Genomic DNA, 16,502 nt, shown 5'->3' on the forward strand with positions numbered 1-16,502 from the left:
GAAGCATCAGTTCTGCAATACGGACGACACCAGCAACTGGGTATACGGATGATGCGGGTCGTCGAGCACGCGGTCGGTCAGCCCACTTTCCACCACCTGACCCTGCTTCATTACCAGCAGGCGGTCCGCCAGCAGGCGCGCAACGCCTAAATCATGGGTGACAATCACCACCGCGAGGTTCAGCTCCACCACCAGGCCGCGCAGCAGGTCGAGCAGGCGCGCCTGCACGGAGACGTCCAGCCCGCCGGTCGGTTCATCCATAAACACCAGCTTCGGATGGGTAACGAGATTGCGGGCAATCTGTAAACGCTGCTGCATACCGCCGGAGAAGGTGGTGGGCAGGTCGTCAATGCGCGAGGCGGGGATTTCAACTTCTTCCAGCCAGTGTTGCGCGGTAGCGCGGATGTTGCCGTAATGGCGCGCACCGGTGGCCATCAGTCGCTCGCCGATATTGCCTCCCGCTGAGACGTGGCGACGCAGGCCGTCCATCGGATGCTGATGCACCACGCCCCACTCGGTGCGCAGCAGGCGGCGGCGTTCGGCTTCGCTCATGCCATACAGCGACACGCCCTCATATAAAATGTCGCCGTTCTGCGGCGTCAGGCGCGCGGAGATGGATTTCAGCAGGGTGGTTTTGCCGGAGCCGGACTCGCCGACAATGCCCAGCACTTCGCCCGGCCACAGCTCAAACGACACGTCGCTAAAGCCTTTGCCCGGCGCATAAAGGTGAGTCAGGTTATCAACTGAAAGCAGCGGTTTCATTGGCTGTTCGCCTCGCTCTGTTGGCGGCAGTAATCGGTGTCGGAGCAGACAAACATCCGCTTGCCCGTGTCGTCCAGCACCACTTCATCCAGATAGCTGTGCTTCGAGCCACAGATGGCGCACGGCTCGTCCCACTCCTGCACCGTAAACGGGTGATCGTCGAAATCGAGGCTCTCCACACGGGTATACGGCGGGACGGCGTAGATGCGTTTTTCACGTCCGGCGCCAAAGAGTTGCAGGGCGGGCATCATGTCCATCTTCGGGTTATCGAATTTCGGGATGGGCGACGGATCCATTACGTAGCGCCCGTTGACCTTCACCGGGTAGGCGTAGGTGGTGGCAATATGGCCGAAACGGGCGATGTCCTCATACAGTTTGACCTGCATGATCCCGTACTCCTCCAGCGCGTGCATGGTGCGGGTTTCGGTTTCGCGCGGCTCGATAAAGCGCAGCGGCTCCGGGATCGGCACCTGGAAAATCAAAATCTGATCTTCCGTCAGCGGGGTTTCCGGGATGCGGTGACGGGTCTGGATCAGCGTCGCGTCTTCGGTTTTCTCGGTGGTGTTGACGCCCGTCACGCGCTTAAAGAAGTTGCGGATCGACACGGCGTTGGTGGTGTCGTCCGCGCCCTGGTCAATGACCTTCAGCACGTCCGCTTCGCCAATCACGCTGGCGGTGATCTGAATGCCGCCGGTGCCCCAGCCGTAGGGCATTGGCATTTCACGACCACCAAACGGCACCTGATAGCCCGGAATAGCCACCGCTTTTAAGATGGCGCGGCGGATCATGCGTTTGGTTTGCTCGTCCAGATAGGCAAAGTTGTAGCCGCTTAAGTTAGCCATTAGCGCGCTCCCGTTGCAGGCGTTTCAGCAGTTCCAGTTCAGCCTGGAAATCGACGTAGTGGGGCAGCTTGAGGTGCGAGACAAAGCCCGCGGCCTCGACGTTATCCGCGTGGGCCAGCACGAACTCTTCGTCCTGTGCCGGGCCGGAAACTGGCTCGCCGTAGTCCGGCGCCTGGAGCGCGCGGTCAACCAATGCCATCGCCATCGCCTTGCGCTCGCTCAGGCCGTACACCAGCCCGTAGCCGCGGGTAAAGTGCGGAGCTTCATTCTCTGGCGCGACAAACCCGTTAACCATTTCACACTCTGTCATCAAGAGTTCGCCGACGTTTACCGCAAAACCCAGCTCTTCCGGCACGATTTCGATATCGAGATAACCGCTGCGGATCTCCGCCGCGAACGGGTGGTTGCGCCCGTAGCCGCGCTGGGTGGAGTAGGCGAGTGCCAGAAGATAGCCTTCGTCGCCGCGCATCAGCTGTTGCAGGCGGGACGAGCGCGAACAGGGATAGACCGGCGGCGTGCGGGTGATGTCATCCGGTGTGCTGCCGGTGTCCTCTTCCGCCTTCGCCAGCCCCTGGTTGGCCAGCAGGCTAAAGACGTGCGGAGAGGCGTCGTGTTCGGCGTCTGAAGTGTTGAGCTGCGGCGCTTCACCGTTCGCCAGCAGAGTGAAGTCCAGCAGGCGATGGGTGTAGTCGTAGGTTGGGCCAAGCAGCTGGCCGCCGGGGATGTCTTTATAAACCGCAGAAATACGGCGCTCTAATCGCATTTCCGCCGTGTTCACCGGCTCGCTCACCGCCAGCTTCGCCAGCGTAGTGCGGTAAGCGCGCAGCAGGAAGATGGCTTCCACGTTATCGCCGCTGGCCTGCTTCAGCGCCAGCGCCGCCAGCTCGCGGTCCGCGATGCCGCCTTCGGTCATCACGCGGTCGACGGCCAGGTTTAACTGCTGTTCAATCTGGGCGACGCTTAGCTCGGGAAGGGCGTCATCCCCCCGACGTCTGTGCTCCTGCAAGGCATGGGCGGCGGCGATCGCCTTCTCGCCCCCTTTGACGGCAACGTACATCAGCACACCTCCACGTGAGTGGTCCGCGGGATCGCCAGCAGGCGTTCGCCGCAGGTCAGGATCAGGTCGATACCGAGCGGGAACGGATGCGGACGCTCGGTCAGCTCATGAATGATGCACTCCGGCAACTGGGGCGCGACCATCCGCTCGTCGGCGATGCCAGCCCCCGTCAGGCGCAACATGCGGCCACCGCTCAGGCTGGAGACTTGCAGGATCAGCGTGGCGCTGGTTTCCGGTGCGACGGCGCTGCCTTCGCTCAGGGCGTTAAGCTGTTCATGGCTGATCTGCTCGTCGGCCACGGCGAAAACCGCCTGCTGGGGCTGTTCGACCAGCGGCGCGCTGGTGTGAAAGCGCAGGTTCTGGCTGGCGATATCGTTCAGCAATGCGCCTGACAGCCACACCGGGGTGTCGTTGTCGGCCAGGGTCAGCAGCACGCTGGTGGTCGCCAGGTTTAGCGGCAGCCAGCCCTGTGAAAGCTGATGCAGGGAGACAATCACGCCCGGCTCGCTCATGGCTTTCAGCAGGCGACGAAAACTCTGTTGGGCGTCCTGGACGGCCAGGGTAAAAGCAGGTTGAAGCGTCATGCGTTGTCTCCGCGAACGAGCGTAAAGAAATCGACCCGGCTGGTATTCACTTCGGCCTGACGCGCGGCAAGGCGTGCGGCGCGGTCAGCTTCCAGCGGGGCAATAAGGGTTTCCATTAACGTCTGAAAATGTGGCGGTTCCTGTAAAAGCGCGTCGATCGCTGCGCAGCGCTCGGCGTGCGCTTTGTCGCGGCCCAGCACGTAGCCGTAGCCCAGCGTGCCGCTGTTCAGGCGGATCACCGCGCGGGTGAGGGTGGCATCGCCAGCGAAGAAGCGCTCGCCGGTGCCGCCCATGCGTGCCTGGATCTGCACCAGGCCGATCTCCGGCGCGCGGATCGTGTCGTAGTCCGGCGTCAGGCCGAGCGCGTTCATGCGGGCAGCCAGCGCAGCAGGCTGGCTGTGGGCCAGCACGCGCATCCAGCGCTGACGAGTGGCAGTGTCGAAGTGCATTCAGTGCTCCATGGTAAATTCAATCATGTCGGCGCGGGTCAGGCTGACGGAGTATTCCGTTGCGTTGACCTCGCCGTCACGGTGGTTGAGGGTGCGCACGCAGAGCAGCGGGGCCATGTTGGGAATTTCCAGCACCTTGCTCTCTTTTGCCTGCGCGCGGCGGGCGCTGATGCGCGTCTGGGTGCGTTTGAGCGCGATGCCCGTCGCGTCCTGAAGAAAATCATGCAGGGAACCGCTGGCGAAATGTTGCAGCACGGGCCAGAGGGTGAGGTCCGCGAAGTAGTGGTCGATCTGACAAACCGCCACGCCGTTCACCCGGCGCAACGTGCGCAGATGTACGACGTTGTCACCCTCCTGGATCCCCAGCGCGTCCGCCACGTGGCGGGAGGCCGGGCGCAATACCGAGAGCAGCTTTTCGCTGGTGGGATGGCTACCCTGATCGAGCAGGTTCTGGCTAAAACGCGCCTGAGCGTTGAGCGGGTAGTCGAACGGGCGCATCAGCACCAGCACGCCCACGCCCTGACGGCGCTGGACCCAGCCGCGCTCGACCAGCTGGTCAATGGCGCGTCGCAGGGTGTGGCGGTTCACTTCGTACCGGTCGGCAAGCTGCTGTTCGGCAGGCAGGTAGTCGCCGCAGCGGTAGTGCGTGCGCAGCTCCACTTCGAGCTTTGCCGCAATCTCTTGCCAGCGGGTGGGGTAACTGGTCGGATGTCTGGATAAGTGCATACAAATCAAAGCCTCGCTTCTCAGATGAAGTGCTTACGCAAACGTTGAGAGAGGAAATCCAGCAGGCTGACGGTGATGATGATGAGCACCATCAGGGCGCAGGTTTGCTGGAACTGGAAACCGCGAATCGCTTCCCACAGGGTGACGCCAATCCCGCCTGCGCCGACCATGCCGACCACGGTGGCGGAGCGAACGTTAGACTCGAAGCGATACAGGGAGTAGGAAATGAGCAGCGGCATCACCTGCGGCAGGACGCCGTAGAGGATCTCTTCGATTTTGTTGGCCCCGGTTGCGCGGATGCCTTCCACCGGGCCAGGCTCGATGGCCTCAACCGCTTCGGAGAGTAGCTTGGAGAGCACGCCGGTGGTGTGGATGAACAGCGCCATCACGCCCGCGAACGGACCCAGGCCGACGGCGACCACGAACAGCATGGCGAACACCATCTCGTTGATGGCGCGGCAGGCGTCCATCAGACGACGCATCGGCTGGTAAACCCACCACGGTACGATGTTCTCGGCGCTCATCAGGCCAAACGGAATGGAGAGAACGACAGCAAGGGCGGTGCCCCAGACGGCAATTTGCAGAGTGATCGCCATTTCGCTGAGGTAATCCGGCCACTGGCTGAAGTCCGGCGGGAAGAAGTCGGCGGCGAAGGTCGCCATGTTGCCGGAATCTTTGACGAGCAGCAGCGGATCCATTTCCGCGCCTTTCCAGGAGATGACCAGCACCGCCAGCAGGATGGCCCAGCTTATGAGCGAGAACCAGCTGCGCTTTGGCGGCGGGAGGGTGATGGTTTGCATGTTTTACTCCGTGGCTCTTTGTGTGCCGGATGGCGCTACGCTTATCCGGCCTACGATCTGTTCTCCCTCTCCCTGTGGGAGAGGGCCGGGGTGAGGGCATCAGCGTGCGCATTTCCCCCTCACCCTAACCCTCTCCCTCAAGGGAGAGGGGACTTAAGTTACTGCACCGCTTTGTTCACGCTGGTCATGGCGCCCAGCGCGGCGGTCAGGCGGTCGAGATCGTCCAGCTGCGCCTGAATTTCCGACACTTTGCTGGTCTTCTCTTCTTCCTTCAGACCTTTGTTGTCCTTCACGCCCTGCATCTGCTTAAACAGCGCCAGCTGGCGAATCGGCACCAGCTGCAAATCGCTGGATGCGCGGAACGGTGCCCAGCCCAGACGCGTCAGAACCGCTTTCTCTTCCGGCGTTTTGCCGTAGTTCATAAAGAAGTCGTAGACCTTGTCCTTGGTGCTCTCGGAGAGATTTTTACGCCACACGATTGGGTCGCCCGGGATCAGCGGCGATTTCCAGATCACCTTGATTTCCTTGAGCTTGTCCGGCGCGGAGGTCTTCAGCTTGTCGAGGTTTTCGGTGTTGTTGGTGGCAACATCCACCTGTTTATTCGCCACGGCCAGGGCGTTGGTTTCGTGACTGGCGTTGACCGTGCGTTTGAAGTCGCTGGCGGAGGCGTTGTTTTTCGCGAAGACGTAGTAACCCGGTACAAGGAAGCCAGACGTAGAATTCGGATCGCCATTACCAAAGGTCAGCTCTTTGCGTCTGGCGAGCATGTCGTTGAGGTTGTTGATCGGGCTGTCTTTGTTAACGATCAGTACGCTCCAGTAGCCCGGGGAGCCGTCTGCCGCAACGGTCTGGGCAAAGACCTGACCGTTGGCACGATCCACTGCTTCCATCGCAGAGAGGTTGCCGTACCATGCGATGTCCACTTTGTTGAAGCGCATTCCCTGGATGATGCCCGCGTAGTCCGGAGCGAAGAACGCGTTCACTTTGATCCCCAGTTTGGTTTCCATATCTTTCAGGAACGGTTCCCACTGCGGCTTCAGGTTTTGCTGTGATTCCGTTGAAATAATGCCAAAGTTCAGCGCTTTTTCCTGCTCCTCGGCGTGGGCCGGGCTTAACAGCGTGCTGATGCTGAACATGCTGGTGAAGGCCAGCGCGGCAACGGCTTTGTAGTTCATGTCCATTCCTCGTTATGGGGACGTTAAGCAGCCTGCGCGCGTTCTTCGACGCGGTTTACGCTGCGGTAGAGATGATCAAAACGTTCGTTATCAAACTGGTGGCTTGCGCCATCAAAGAACACATGGCCCTGACGCAGGGCGACGATGCGCTCGCAGTAGCGCAGGGCGTAATCTACCTGGTGCAGCGTCACTACCACGGTGATGCCATCGTTCTGGTTGATGTCGCGCAGGGTTTCCATCACGATGCGGGCGGACTCCGGATCCAGCGAGGCGATAGGTTCGTCGGCCAGAATGATTTTGGCTTTCTGCATCAGGGCGCGGGCGATGGCGACACGCTGCTGCTGTCCGCCGGACAGCGTGGAGACGCGCTGGTGGGCAAAATGCGCCATGCCGACGCGGGTCAGCGCCTGTAAGGCTTCCTGCTTCTGGGATGGGGAGAACCAGCGCAGGCAGGTGCGCCAGAACGGGGTGCTGCCGAGCGCGCCAATCAGCACGTTCTCGAGCACGGTCAGGCGGTTTACCAGGTTGAACTGCTGAAAGATATAGCCCGTCTGAGCGCGGCTTTTGCGAATATCGCTCGCCAGACGGCCCGCGTGTTGCACGGTGTTACCCAGCAGTTCGACGCGGCTTTCCGGCGTTGTGTCGCAGGTAATCAGGCCGCTTAAGTGACGAAGAAGGGTGGATTTACCTGAACCAGACGGCCCCAACAGCGCCACCATTTCGCCCTGCTGGACGGTCAGATCAACGGCATGCAGCGCCTTGTTGTGATGGAAGGTTTTGCTCAGTTTCTCGACGCGAATGACAGTTTGCATGTGCCGGGCCTCACGATAAATGTGGCCTCATGCTGGCGCATCAATATGACATTCAGGTTAAGTGTTGGTTGCGGGAGTTTGAAGAGTTGAGGTGAGTTTGATGACAATCACCGTAGGCACGGTCAGCGCAGCGCCACCGGGCGCTGTTGCCGGATGCGCTGCGCTTAACCGGCCTACGATTTAACGACGTTAATCATCCACGGCACACCGTATTTGTCGGTGACTTTACCGAATCCGTGCGCCCAGAAAGTCTCCTGCCAGGCCATTTCGATATTGCCGCCATCAGAGAGGTTGTCGAACCAGCGTTTGCCTTCATTCACGTCCTGTGTGTCGAGCACCAGCGTGAAGCCTGCGTATTGCGCGCTGCTGCCGGGCGGCAGACCGTCGCTCATCATGATATCGCTGCCAGCAATGCGGACGTTCGAGTGGGCGATGGCGGAATCCGGGAAGTTCATGCCTGACGGACAGCCTTCTTCGCTGTTTTCGTCTTTAGGCATTTCGCCGAAGGTGATTTTGTAGAGGAGTTCTGCGCCGACGGCCTGCTGATAGAAGGCGGTAGCCTCCGCACAGTTGCCAGCGAAAGAGATATAGGGACTTAACGGCATAATCTTTACCTCACGTAAGAAAAGCCCGTTAAGTGTAGTTCCCGGACGCCCGGTAAGCGAAGCGTCACCGGGCGGGTCAATCAGTTCTTTTTCACGAACTCAGATTTCAGTTTCATCGGACCGAAGCCGTCAATTTTGCAGTCGATATTATGATCGCCTTCAACCAGACGGATATTTTTGACTTTCGTGCCGATCTTCAGCATGGAGGAGCTGCCTTTTACCTTCAGATCTTTCACAACGGTAACGCTGTCGCCGTCTGCCAGCAGGTTGCCGTTCGCGTCTTTCACGATCAGCGTATCGCTGTCCTGCGCAGGCTCCGCATCGTTCCATTCATGGGCGCATTCCGGGCAAACGAACATGCCATTGTCTTCATAAGTGTATTCAGAATTGCATTTCGGGCAGTGTGGAAGTTGCATGTTGGTATCCTCAAAAGTGTTAACACGCTGGAAAACGCCAGCTAAATGACGGCAGTGTGCCGAAAAAGGCAGCGAGTATAACGCAAATCCCCACATTTGTCGGTGATATTGTTTTATAAAAATAGCGCATAAAAGCGCAAGCGATGACACGAACGGTCAATGAATTAAGGGAGGGTTGTGCCCTGAACGGTAGCGATCGTCATCATGTTAAATGTATCGAATATTTTATTACCGCAAATTGCTACGCTGTGCCATTTCGGATAAGGTGAAGGAACAAGCCGTTATTTATCTATCCCCTCTGATGCTATACATCTTTTGGTGCCAGGGAATACCTCTCTTTTTTGGTGGGTAAATAACGATGATATATCCTGATGTTTCCTGAAAATGCGTTTTGTCTATTCACTTTTGGCTTTCTGGCCAGGGGTTGTTTTACACGCATTACGAGGGCGGTTGTTAAATTCTCATTGGCTTCAATCAGTTGTATTAAATGAACATGTTTTCCATACGTGATCATATAAGCCTGAAAAGTATAATTAAAACATCGTGGCTTAATAAAAGTAATAAATTTGCGTTAAGGGAAGGCTTTTATCATGCACACACAGACCATATTTGAATTAAGCCAGGAAGCTGAACGTTTGTTACAGCTCGCACTGAACAATCTTGATTCATTAAAATCGATGCCGATTGCAAAGCTGGATAGCACAGCCGCTGCCATGAGCAGCGTTAATAACAACGTTTTGCCATTACATTTTAGCGCGCGGGGAGTCGATGCTCAGCAGGCGATGCTGAATAACGAATTACGCAAAATAACCCGGCTCGAAATGGTACTGGCGATTGTGGGTACCATGAAAGCGGGAAAATCGACCACCATTAATGCGATTGTGGGCACTGAAGTGCTGCCGAACCGCAATCGTCCGATGACGGCGCTTCCCACGCTGATCCGCCATACGCCGGGCCAGAAGGAGCCGGTGCTGCATTTTTTGCACGTTGCGCCCATTGATACCCTGATTGCTCAGTTGCAAAAAAAACTGTGCGAAAAAGATCGCGGTAAGCTGGCGCGGCGACTGGAAATAGACAAGGACATGACTACGCTGCTGGAGCGCATCGAAAGAGGTGAGGCGTTTGAAAAACATCACCTGGGCGCGGAGCCCATCTTTCATTGTCTGAAAAGCCTGAACGATCTGGTGCGGCTTTCTCAGGCGCTGGGCGTGGAGTTTCCATTCTCTGAGTATGCCGCGATTGAACATATTCCGGTGATTGAGGTGGAGTTTGTGCATCTCGCCGGTCTGGACGCGCACCTGGGGCAACTGACGCTGCTCGACACGCCGGGGCCGAACGAGGCTGGGCAGCCGCACCTGCAAAAAATGCTCAGCGAGCAGCTGGCGCGCGCCTCCGCCGTGCTGGCGGTGATGGACTATACCCAGCTTAAATCTATTTCTGATGCGGAGGTTCGTCAGGCAATTTCGGCGGCGGGGAAATCCGTGCCGCTTTACGCCCTGGTCAATAAATTCGATCAGAAAGATCGTAACAGCGATGATGAAGAGCAGGTGCGGGCGATGATTTCCGGCACGCTGATGAAAGGGAATATTTCGCCGGGGCAAATTTATCCGGTCTCTTCCATGTGGGCTTATCTGGCAAACCGCGCCCGCTATGAGATGAACGTCCATGGGCGGCTTCCCGATCATCAGGATCAGCGTTGGGTACAGGATTTTGCCGAGGCCGCGCTGGGTCGCCGCTGGCGAACGGCCGACCTGGACGATATTGACCATATTCGCCATGCGGCGGATCTGCTGTGGGAGGATTCGCTGTTTGAACAGCCCATCCGCAAACTGATTTACGCGGCTTACGCCAACGCTTCGCTGTTCGCTCTGCGGTCGGCATCACATAAGCTGCTGAACTATGCGCAAAATGCCAGAGAATACCTGGATTTTCGCCATCAGGGACTGACGGTCGCTTTTGATGAGCTGGAACTGAATATTGCGCGTCTGGAAGAGGATATGACGATGCTGCGTCAGCGGCAAAGCGTGGTGAGCGATGAGGTTCAACATGAAGTTGAAGAGGCGCTCAACGCAACGGACTCATTCCTGCTTCGCCAGAAAGGTGAACTTCACCAGGCGCTGGGCGACATTTTCAGCCGTCCGTTTATTCTTGATTTAGCAGGGCGCGAGCCATCCAGTTTGCGTACAGACGACGCGGATACGATCCAGCAGCTGGTGCTTGACGATGAAGGGCAGGCGCAGATTGTCCTGAGCAAGATCCGATCGTCATGCGAACAGATTTTGCTGAGTGCGCAGAGCAGAATTGGCCGGGAGCTGGCGTTACGTTTCGATCAACTGGAGTCTACGCTCGCCCGATCGTTGAATGAGGCGATGCGCCCCATCGAGACGCGAATCAAGGAACAGCTTAGTCATGCCGGATTTCGGGCGCGGATTAGCTTCCCGGCGTTCCAGGCAAACCAGCTTAATTTCAATACCCGCAGTTTATTTAATGATGCCATTGTGCAGGACACTCCTCCTGCCAGTCAGCCAGCAGGGGCGGGCAGCGTACGTGATACCGTCTCGCGCTGGCTCAATAATCCTGGCTGGGGCTGGGAAGAGTATGTGGTGACGCGCACACGCTATGTCATCGACATCGCTCAACTTCATGGCAAATTTACGCATCATACCGATCAGTTTTGCGATCAAATTCGTAAAGCTTTGGCCGCGCAGGTCGATGTCTCTGTTACGGCAGGTATGGCAACGTTCTTTGCAGAGTTTTCGTTATGCCTGACCGGGTTACAGGAAAGCTTGCGTGATAGCCTTGCCGTGCGGCAGCAGAATGAGCATTCAACCCGGGCGCTTAGCCAGTTGTTGAAGCAAAGTATGACCACTGCGGCGTGGATTCAGGAAGATACCCGACTGTTACGCGATGATATTCAAACCTTATTCGCGGCAGAGCAACCATGACAACACAGCTACTGGACGGTCCCGGGCGGACGCTGGAGTGTATTCATCCAAAATTTATGGTCGATTTGGTCCAGGGGGCGGATGCTGCACGTCACTCCCTCCTGGGGCCACAGCAGCTGCAATTTCGTGAGCGTTTGACGCAGGAGATCATTACGCAGACCCGGCTGCGGCCGTGGGCAATGGCGGGAATGCTCAACGAAAATGCAGCGCTACGGCTGGGGCTGGCGGAGAAACTGGCCGGGATGCTTGACCCCGGACACCTTGCGCTGACCCGTATGACCGATAAGCTGGTAGCCCTGCGCCAGCAGGTTAACCCACGCATCCCACACCCTCCCGGATTATTGCAACAGTACGAGGCGCTCTCCGTGCATTTCAACCAGCGTGCCGCTTATAAAGAGAAAGCGCTCGCGCAGCGCGGCCTTACGGTGCAGGCGGGTGAGCACAGCGAGCAAATTTTTACCCGCTGGCGAGCCGGGCAGTATGACGGCTGGTCGCTGGCTGGCCGCTGCTTTATTGCGCTGGAAGAGTTGCGCTGGGGCGCTTTTGGCGATGCCTGTCGTCTGGCGAACAGTGACGTCGCGGCCATGCTGAAAGACAATCTGCGCAGCATGGCCGCAAACTATCTGGCACAGGGGATTAATGCTTCTCCCACGACCCGGCATTTTTATCATCAGTGGCTGACGACGCCCTCCTCTCCCGGTCTGATTGATTATAAAGATATGCTGGGCTGGCTGGGGGACTGGTGTCAGGCGGATAAACATCCGGTGAGCTGGTCAGTGACGCAGAGCTGGCAAACGGTCGCGCTGGGGATGCCGAGGCTCTGTTCGGCAAAACGGCTGGTAGATGGCATGGTGGAAGAGATGTTTGGTGCGTGATTGCCCCCTCGTTTTAAGGAGGGGGCGAACAGGTTAGTGGTGCATTTCGACCGCTTCAGGTTCTGTCCGGGACTCAGGCACATGCCCAAAGCGTCTGGCGTACAGTGCCGTGATGATGGGGACCAGAATTGCCGTCACAATCACGCTGGCGGCAACCAGAGCCGTAGCGGAAGCGGCCACGGGTTCAAAGGCCGGGTTAATCTGGGCGATAATCACCGGGTTGGCTACCGCAGCACCTGCGGCCGAAGAGGCGGCTACACCCGCGGTTCCGTTGCCGCCCCCGATGACGCGGTCTGCAATAATCAGCGGAATACCCGTGATGACGATGACGGCAACACCCAGCACAATACCCAGCAGGCCGGTTTCGAGAATCACGTTCAGGTTGATGGTATTGCCCAGCGCGAAGCCGAAGAACGGGATCAGTACCGGGGTGGCTTTGCTGAAGAAATCGCGCAGATCGTGATCGAGGTTGCCCAGCGCAAAACCAATCAGGAACGGCAGGATCGCCCCGACAAAGTGGTGCGGTTCAAAGGAGGCAAGGCCAGCAGACCCCAGAATCAACATGGTCATCAGCGGACCCGACTCCAGGGACATCAGCACGAATGCGCCTGATTCTTCTTTGGTGCCATATTGATTCATCAGGCTGGCATAGAGACCGCCGTTGGTCATATCCATTGCTGAGACTATGGCCAGAACGGATAATCCGGCGAAGAAACCGGTCTGAATTCCATTCTCCGGAATGAACATCGCGCAGATCATGGCAACAACCCAGGCGACCGCTATTTTGGTAATGACCAGCGTCCCTGATTTACGTAATACCGTACCTGTTGCACGCAAGTTAATAGACGCACCGATGCAAAAGAACCAGACTGCCAGAATCGGTACCGTTCCGGTAATCATACCTTTTGTAAAACCGCCAAAATAAGCACCGGTATTCGGTGCCAGCGTATTTAATATCGCACCAAGTACCAGCGGGACCAGCATCATCCCGCCAGGGATGCGTTCTATTGTAGCTTTAATTTTCATCATTAACCCTCACATCTCGCCCGCGTGGCTGGCGGAAATCTTAAAAATTAGATCAGCAAATTCAATGGATTGCCTTTTAACGGAACCAATAGATTCGTTACTTATGCTGTAAAGCGAAATTCTGACGTTCAGTTTCCCTTCATTTGAAAGCCGCTGGGATATCGTGTTCGGATTTATCATGCGATCTTTGGAATTGTGATTCAATCAAAATAAAACAGTGTTTTAGTTATCTTCGTCACATATTGAATGTAAACAGGATTTCTCACTGTTAATAATTAAATTTTGTGTAAATTCCGTGTGAAGAAATGTGATTCTTTTTTGTTTTGAGCGGAATAATAACGGGCGTTAAAATCGGTTTGATAAGGGGTATTGAGAATGAGCTTATTTATCGTGAATTGACAAAAGCTGAAGGCAACTTACAAACAGGAAAAATATATGTGAAGTTGATCACATATATAAACGCTGGTAGGGTAAAAAGGTCTTTAACTGCCCAGACAGGCGTCAACAGGTTCGGTTGTATTGAGGTAAAACGTCAATGTAAGTAAACCTGCTACGCTTGAATAAGGAGATTCGCATGGAGCGAATTTCTGGTTCACAGCTTGCAAAAGGCGCTGTGAAACGGACGGGGCTGAGTCTACGAGGAAAGCTATGCTTAGAAGGAAAAAAGTAAAACCCATCACGCTGCGCGATGTCACCATTATTGATGACGCGAAACTGCGCAAAGCGATTACAGCGGCCTCGCTCGGTAATGCGATGGAGTGGTTCGATTTTGGTGTTTATGGCTTTGTGGCCTATGCACTTGGTAAAGTGTTCTTCCCCGGTGCCGATCCCAGCTTGCAGATGATTGCCGCGCTGGGTACGTTCTCTGTTCCCTTCCTGATTCGCCCTCTCGGTGGTCTTTTCTTCGGCATGTTGGGTGATAAATATGGTCGCCAGAAAATCCTGGCTATTACCATTGTCATCATGTCGATAAGTACATTCTGTATCGGCCTTATTCCGTCGTATGCGACCATTGGTATATGGGCGCCGATTCTGCTGTTGATCTGTAAGATGGCGCAGGGCTTCTCGGTTGGCGGCGAATATACCGGCGCATCGATATTTGTCGCCGAATATTCTCCGGACCGTAAACGCGGCTTTATGGGCAGCTGGCTGGACTTTGGCTCGATTGCCGGGTTCGTCATGGGTGCAGGGATTGTCGTTCTGATCTCAACCGTCGTGGGTGAAGAGAACTTCCTTGACTGGGGCTGGCGTATTCCATTCTTCCTGGCGCTGCCGCTGGGCATTATTGGCCTTTACCTGCGTCACGCCCTGGAAGAGACGCCTGCGTTCCAGCAGCACGTTGATAAGCTGGAGCAGGGTGACCGTGAAGGGTTGCAGGATGGCCCGAAAGTGTCGTTTAAAGAGATCGCGACTAAACACTGGCGCAGCCTGCTGACCTGTATTGGTCTGGTGATTTCCACCAACGTCACCTATTACATGCTGTTGACCTATATGCCGAGCTACCTGTCGCATAACCTGCACTACTCGGAAGACCACGGCGTGCTGATTATTATCGCCATCATGGTAGGTATGCTGTTTGTGCAGCCGATTATGGGTCTGCTGAGCGACCGCTTTGGCCGTAAGCCATTCATTATTCTTGGCAGCGTCGCCCTGTTCGCACTGGCAATCCCGGCCTTTATTCTGATTAACAGTAACGTGCTGGGGCTGATTTTCGCCGGTCTGCTGATGCTGGCGGTGATCCTCAACTGCTTTATCGGGGTGATGGCTTCTACGCTGCCGGCAATGTTCCCGACGCATATTCGCTACAGCGCGCTGGCCGCGGCCTTTAATATCTCCGTACTGATTGCGGGCCTGACGCCGACGCTTGCTGCTTCACTGGTGGAGAGCACGCAGAACCTGATGATGCCTGCTTACTATCTGATGGTCATTGCGGTGATCGGCCTGATTACCGGTATTACCATGAAGGAGACGGCGAATCGTCCGCTGAAAGGGGCAACGCCTGCGGCGTCTGATATTCAGGAAGCGAAAGAGATCCTGCGTGAGCACTACGATAATGTAGAGCAGAAGATTGAAGATATTGACGCAGAGATTGAGGCGCTTCAGAAAAAACGTTCTCGCCTTGTTGATCAGCATCCGCGAATCAACGAATGATAAAAAACCCGCCGCTGGCGGGTTTTCTTTTATTAGCATCCTGCGGCGATATAGTCGCCGCCCGCGCTGACGGGGATCACCGTCAGGAACAGGACCGTCGCGAACAGGATCAGAACAACCCCTCCGGCAATTTTGACCATCGGCATTACCCAGTTCAGAGACGTGCCGCCACCAAACCAGGCTACTGTGCGTTCACGCGCGTAACGTACCGCCAGCGACAGCCCCATAATCGACAGCGCCGTGCCCAGCGACATTGTCATCACCGCAGCTATCCCCCAGCTAATAATGCCGAGCGCATTCGAGAACATCAGGATCATAATTGCCCCGCTGCACGGGCGCGCGCCAATGGCCAGCACCACGCCCAGGCGGGTTTTCCAGTCGCTTCTGGTTAGATCCACCCCAACGCCGTGATGGCCGCAGCCACACTGTTCATTATGCTGGTGAAGCGGCTTGATGGCGTTAATCGCCATTTTGCGTGGGCGCAGGCTGCTGAGCGCCTGATAAATGATAAACGCACCGAAGGCGGCAATCAGTACGGCGCTGATTTTCTCGACATACCAACGGCTGGTGCTGATATCCCCTGACGCGAGGTTTAAGCCAACCGCCAGGATAAAGACAAAGAGGATCGCGCTGACGCCCTGCATCAGGCTACCGATAAACGGTACGACGCGCGCCGCGAGCTGGCTCTCTTTATTGGTGGTGAGATAAGTGGCGACGATAAATTTGCCGTGTCCCGGTCCAACGGCATGGAGTACACCATAAAGAAACGCACCGGTTAACAACCACAGCCCACCGCTGTACTGATGATTATTAAGTTGCAGGAGATACATCACCAGATATCGGTGTAGGGTGATCTGGGTGGCGAGGCACCACTGAATAAAAGCATTCCAGTGCGTATGCAGCGCAAAACCTGCCATAAGTAACACCAGCACGGTCAGCCCGGCGGTTGGGATACGCCAGTCACGTTGAAGTCGTTGTGTCGTCATGAGGTTGGCCCGCGAGAGAAATATTTGCCGCTAGTATAGTGTTCAATTGGGTGGATCACACCGGGATCGTCAATGAATTGTGGATAAGTCTGTGCGTAAAAAGGTATAAAGCGGGGTTTTGCTGGGGAATACAGCAGTCAGTCATTTTTTTGCAACTTTTCTGTTGCGGTCGCTCGTGAACTCCCTATAATGCGCCTCCATCGACACGGCGGATGTGAATCACTTCACAGACAACCCGGTCGGTTGAAGAGAAAAAATCCTGAAATAACGGGTTGACTCTGAAAGAGGAAA

General features: G+C 56.2%; 16 protein-coding genes. 3 read left to right on the forward strand and 13 right to left on the reverse strand.

Annotated features, from left to right (window positions below; all coding sequences use genetic code 11):
• Window positions 1-6 precede the first annotated feature (6 nt).
• From phnK to ACOTX7_RS13090, 11 genes are all read right to left on the reverse strand, one after another.
• Window positions 7-762 (reverse strand): phosphonate C-P lyase system protein PhnK, encoded by a 756-nt coding sequence (gene phnK, locus ACOTX7_RS13040; protein WP_221256796.1) that lies wholly within the window; start codon window positions 760-762, stop codon window positions 7-9.
• The gene (gene phnJ / locus ACOTX7_RS13045; protein WP_006810438.1) at window positions 759-1,604 is read right to left on the reverse strand and encodes an alpha-D-ribose 1-methylphosphonate 5-phosphate C-P-lyase PhnJ; all 846 of its coding nucleotides are present in this window, start codon (window positions 1,602-1,604) and stop codon (window positions 759-761) included. Before phnJ ends, phnK begins: the two co-directional genes overlap by 4 nt.
• Window positions 1,597-2,661 (reverse strand): carbon-phosphorus lyase complex subunit PhnI, encoded by a 1,065-nt coding sequence (locus ACOTX7_RS13050; protein WP_221256797.1) that lies wholly within the window; start codon window positions 2,659-2,661, stop codon window positions 1,597-1,599. Before ACOTX7_RS13050 ends, phnJ begins: the two co-directional genes overlap by 8 nt.
• The gene (gene phnH / locus ACOTX7_RS13055; RefSeq protein WP_047354122.1) at window positions 2,661-3,245 is read right to left on the reverse strand and encodes a phosphonate C-P lyase system protein PhnH; all 585 of its coding nucleotides are present in this window, start codon (window positions 3,243-3,245) and stop codon (window positions 2,661-2,663) included. Before phnH ends, ACOTX7_RS13050 begins: the two co-directional genes overlap by 1 nt.
• Window positions 3,242-3,694, reverse strand: a complete 453-nt coding sequence (gene phnG, locus ACOTX7_RS13060; RefSeq protein WP_205922820.1) for a phosphonate C-P lyase system protein PhnG — start codon at window positions 3,692-3,694, stop codon at window positions 3,242-3,244. The genes phnH and phnG overlap by 4 nt, the downstream gene beginning before the upstream one ends.
• Window positions 3,695-4,420, reverse strand: coding sequence for a phosphonate metabolism transcriptional regulator PhnF (gene phnF / locus ACOTX7_RS13065; protein WP_205922819.1), 726 nt, complete (start codon window positions 4,418-4,420; stop codon window positions 3,695-3,697). It lies immediately after the preceding gene.
• Between the two features lie 20 nt (window positions 4,421-4,440).
• Window positions 4,441-5,220 (reverse strand): phosphonate ABC transporter, permease protein PhnE, encoded by a 780-nt coding sequence (gene phnE / locus ACOTX7_RS13070; protein ID WP_006810433.1) that lies wholly within the window; start codon window positions 5,218-5,220, stop codon window positions 4,441-4,443.
• 158 nt (window positions 5,221-5,378) lie between these two features.
• Window positions 5,379-6,395 carry a phosphonate ABC transporter substrate-binding protein gene (gene phnD, locus ACOTX7_RS13075; protein WP_047354119.1) on the reverse strand — a complete coding sequence of 339 codons (1,017 nt, stop codon included), beginning with the start codon at window positions 6,393-6,395 and terminating at the stop codon, window positions 5,379-5,381.
• Between the two features lie 23 nt (window positions 6,396-6,418).
• Window positions 6,419-7,207: a phosphonate ABC transporter ATP-binding protein gene (gene phnC, locus ACOTX7_RS13080; protein WP_221256799.1), complete on the reverse strand. Its 789-nt coding sequence runs from the start codon at window positions 7,205-7,207 to the stop codon at window positions 6,419-6,421.
• A 173-nt stretch (window positions 7,208-7,380) separates the two neighbouring features.
• Window positions 7,381-7,812: a VOC family metalloprotein YjdN gene (gene yjdN, locus ACOTX7_RS13085; RefSeq protein ID WP_047354118.1), complete on the reverse strand. Its 432-nt coding sequence runs from the start codon at window positions 7,810-7,812 to the stop codon at window positions 7,381-7,383.
• Window positions 7,813-7,892: 80 nt separating this feature from the next.
• Window positions 7,893-8,228, reverse strand: coding sequence for a zinc ribbon domain-containing protein YjdM (locus tag ACOTX7_RS13090; protein ID WP_006810430.1), 336 nt, complete (start codon window positions 8,226-8,228; stop codon window positions 7,893-7,895).
• A 590-nt stretch (window positions 8,229-8,818) separates the two neighbouring features.
• On the opposite strand from ACOTX7_RS13090, the gene crfC reads away from it, so the two are divergent.
• Window positions 8,819-11,173: a clamp-binding protein CrfC gene (gene crfC / locus ACOTX7_RS13095; RefSeq protein WP_221256800.1), complete on the forward strand. Its 2,355-nt coding sequence runs from the start codon at window positions 8,819-8,821 to the stop codon at window positions 11,171-11,173.
• On the forward strand, window positions 11,170-12,048 hold the full coding sequence (locus ACOTX7_RS13100; RefSeq protein WP_006810428.1) for a diguanylate cyclase regulator RdcB family protein: 879 nt from the start codon (window positions 11,170-11,172) through the stop codon (window positions 12,046-12,048). Before crfC ends, ACOTX7_RS13100 begins: the two co-directional genes overlap by 4 nt.
• A gap of 33 nt (window positions 12,049-12,081) precedes the next feature.
• On the opposite strand, the gene kdgT is transcribed toward ACOTX7_RS13100, so the two are convergent.
• Window positions 12,082-13,074, reverse strand: coding sequence for a 2-keto-3-deoxygluconate transporter (kdgT, locus tag ACOTX7_RS13105; RefSeq protein WP_032673701.1), 993 nt, complete (start codon window positions 13,072-13,074; stop codon window positions 12,082-12,084).
• Window positions 13,075-13,722: 648 nt separating this feature from the next.
• On the opposite strand from kdgT, the gene proP reads away from it, so the two are divergent.
• On the forward strand, window positions 13,723-15,225 hold the full coding sequence (proP, locus tag ACOTX7_RS13110) for a glycine betaine/L-proline transporter ProP (protein ID WP_006810425.1): 1,503 nt from the start codon (window positions 13,723-13,725) through the stop codon (window positions 15,223-15,225).
• 32 nt (window positions 15,226-15,257) lie between these two features.
• Here proP and ACOTX7_RS13115 read toward each other — a convergent pair whose 3' ends face one another.
• Window positions 15,258-16,211, reverse strand: a complete 954-nt coding sequence (locus ACOTX7_RS13115; protein WP_047354116.1) for a nickel/cobalt transporter — start codon at window positions 16,209-16,211, stop codon at window positions 15,258-15,260.
• Window positions 16,212-16,502: the final 291 nt, after the last annotated feature.

Source organism: Enterobacter cloacae complex sp. IR5418, assembly GCF_049238105.1.
Classification (GTDB): Bacteria; Pseudomonadota; Gammaproteobacteria; order Enterobacterales; family Enterobacteriaceae; genus Enterobacter; species Enterobacter hormaechei.

Excerpts from the sequence above, each read along its gene's own strand:
- phnK (WP_221256796.1), bottom strand. The coding sequence starts at position 762 with ATGAAACCGCTGCTTTCAGTTGATAACCTGACTCACCTTTATGCGCCG.
- phnJ (WP_006810438.1), bottom strand. The coding sequence starts at position 1,604 with ATGGCTAACTTAAGCGGCTACAACTTTGCCTATCTGGACGAGCAAACC.
- ACOTX7_RS13050 (WP_221256797.1), bottom strand. The coding sequence starts at position 2,661 with ATGTACGTTGCCGTCAAAGGGGGCGAGAAGGCGATCGCCGCCGCCCAT.
- phnH (WP_047354122.1), bottom strand. The coding sequence starts at position 3,245 with ATGACGCTTCAACCTGCTTTTACCCTGGCCGTCCAGGACGCCCAACAG.
- phnG (WP_205922820.1), bottom strand. The coding sequence starts at position 3,694 with ATGCACTTCGACACTGCCACTCGTCAGCGCTGGATGCGCGTGCTGGCC.
- phnF (WP_205922819.1), bottom strand. The coding sequence starts at position 4,420 with ATGCACTTATCCAGACATCCGACCAGTTACCCCACCCGCTGGCAAGAG.
- phnE (WP_006810433.1), bottom strand. The coding sequence starts at position 5,220 with ATGCAAACCATCACCCTCCCGCCGCCAAAGCGCAGCTGGTTCTCGCTC.
- phnD (WP_047354119.1), bottom strand. The coding sequence starts at position 6,395 with ATGAACTACAAAGCCGTTGCCGCGCTGGCCTTCACCAGCATGTTCAGC.
- phnC (WP_221256799.1), bottom strand. The coding sequence starts at position 7,207 with ATGCAAACTGTCATTCGCGTCGAGAAACTGAGCAAAACCTTCCATCAC.
- yjdN (WP_047354118.1), bottom strand. The coding sequence starts at position 7,812 with ATGCCGTTAAGTCCCTATATCTCTTTCGCTGGCAACTGTGCGGAGGCT.
- ACOTX7_RS13090 (WP_006810430.1), bottom strand. The coding sequence starts at position 8,228 with ATGCAACTTCCACACTGCCCGAAATGCAATTCTGAATACACTTATGAA.
- crfC (WP_221256800.1), top strand. The coding sequence starts at position 8,819 with ATGCACACACAGACCATATTTGAATTAAGCCAGGAAGCTGAACGTTTG.
- ACOTX7_RS13100 (WP_006810428.1), top strand. The coding sequence starts at position 11,170 with ATGACAACACAGCTACTGGACGGTCCCGGGCGGACGCTGGAGTGTATT.
- kdgT (WP_032673701.1), bottom strand. The coding sequence starts at position 13,074 with ATGAAAATTAAAGCTACAATAGAACGCATCCCTGGCGGGATGATGCTG.
- proP (WP_006810425.1), top strand. The coding sequence starts at position 13,723 with ATGCTTAGAAGGAAAAAAGTAAAACCCATCACGCTGCGCGATGTCACC.
- ACOTX7_RS13115 (WP_047354116.1), bottom strand. The coding sequence starts at position 16,211 with ATGACGACACAACGACTTCAACGTGACTGGCGTATCCCAACCGCCGGG.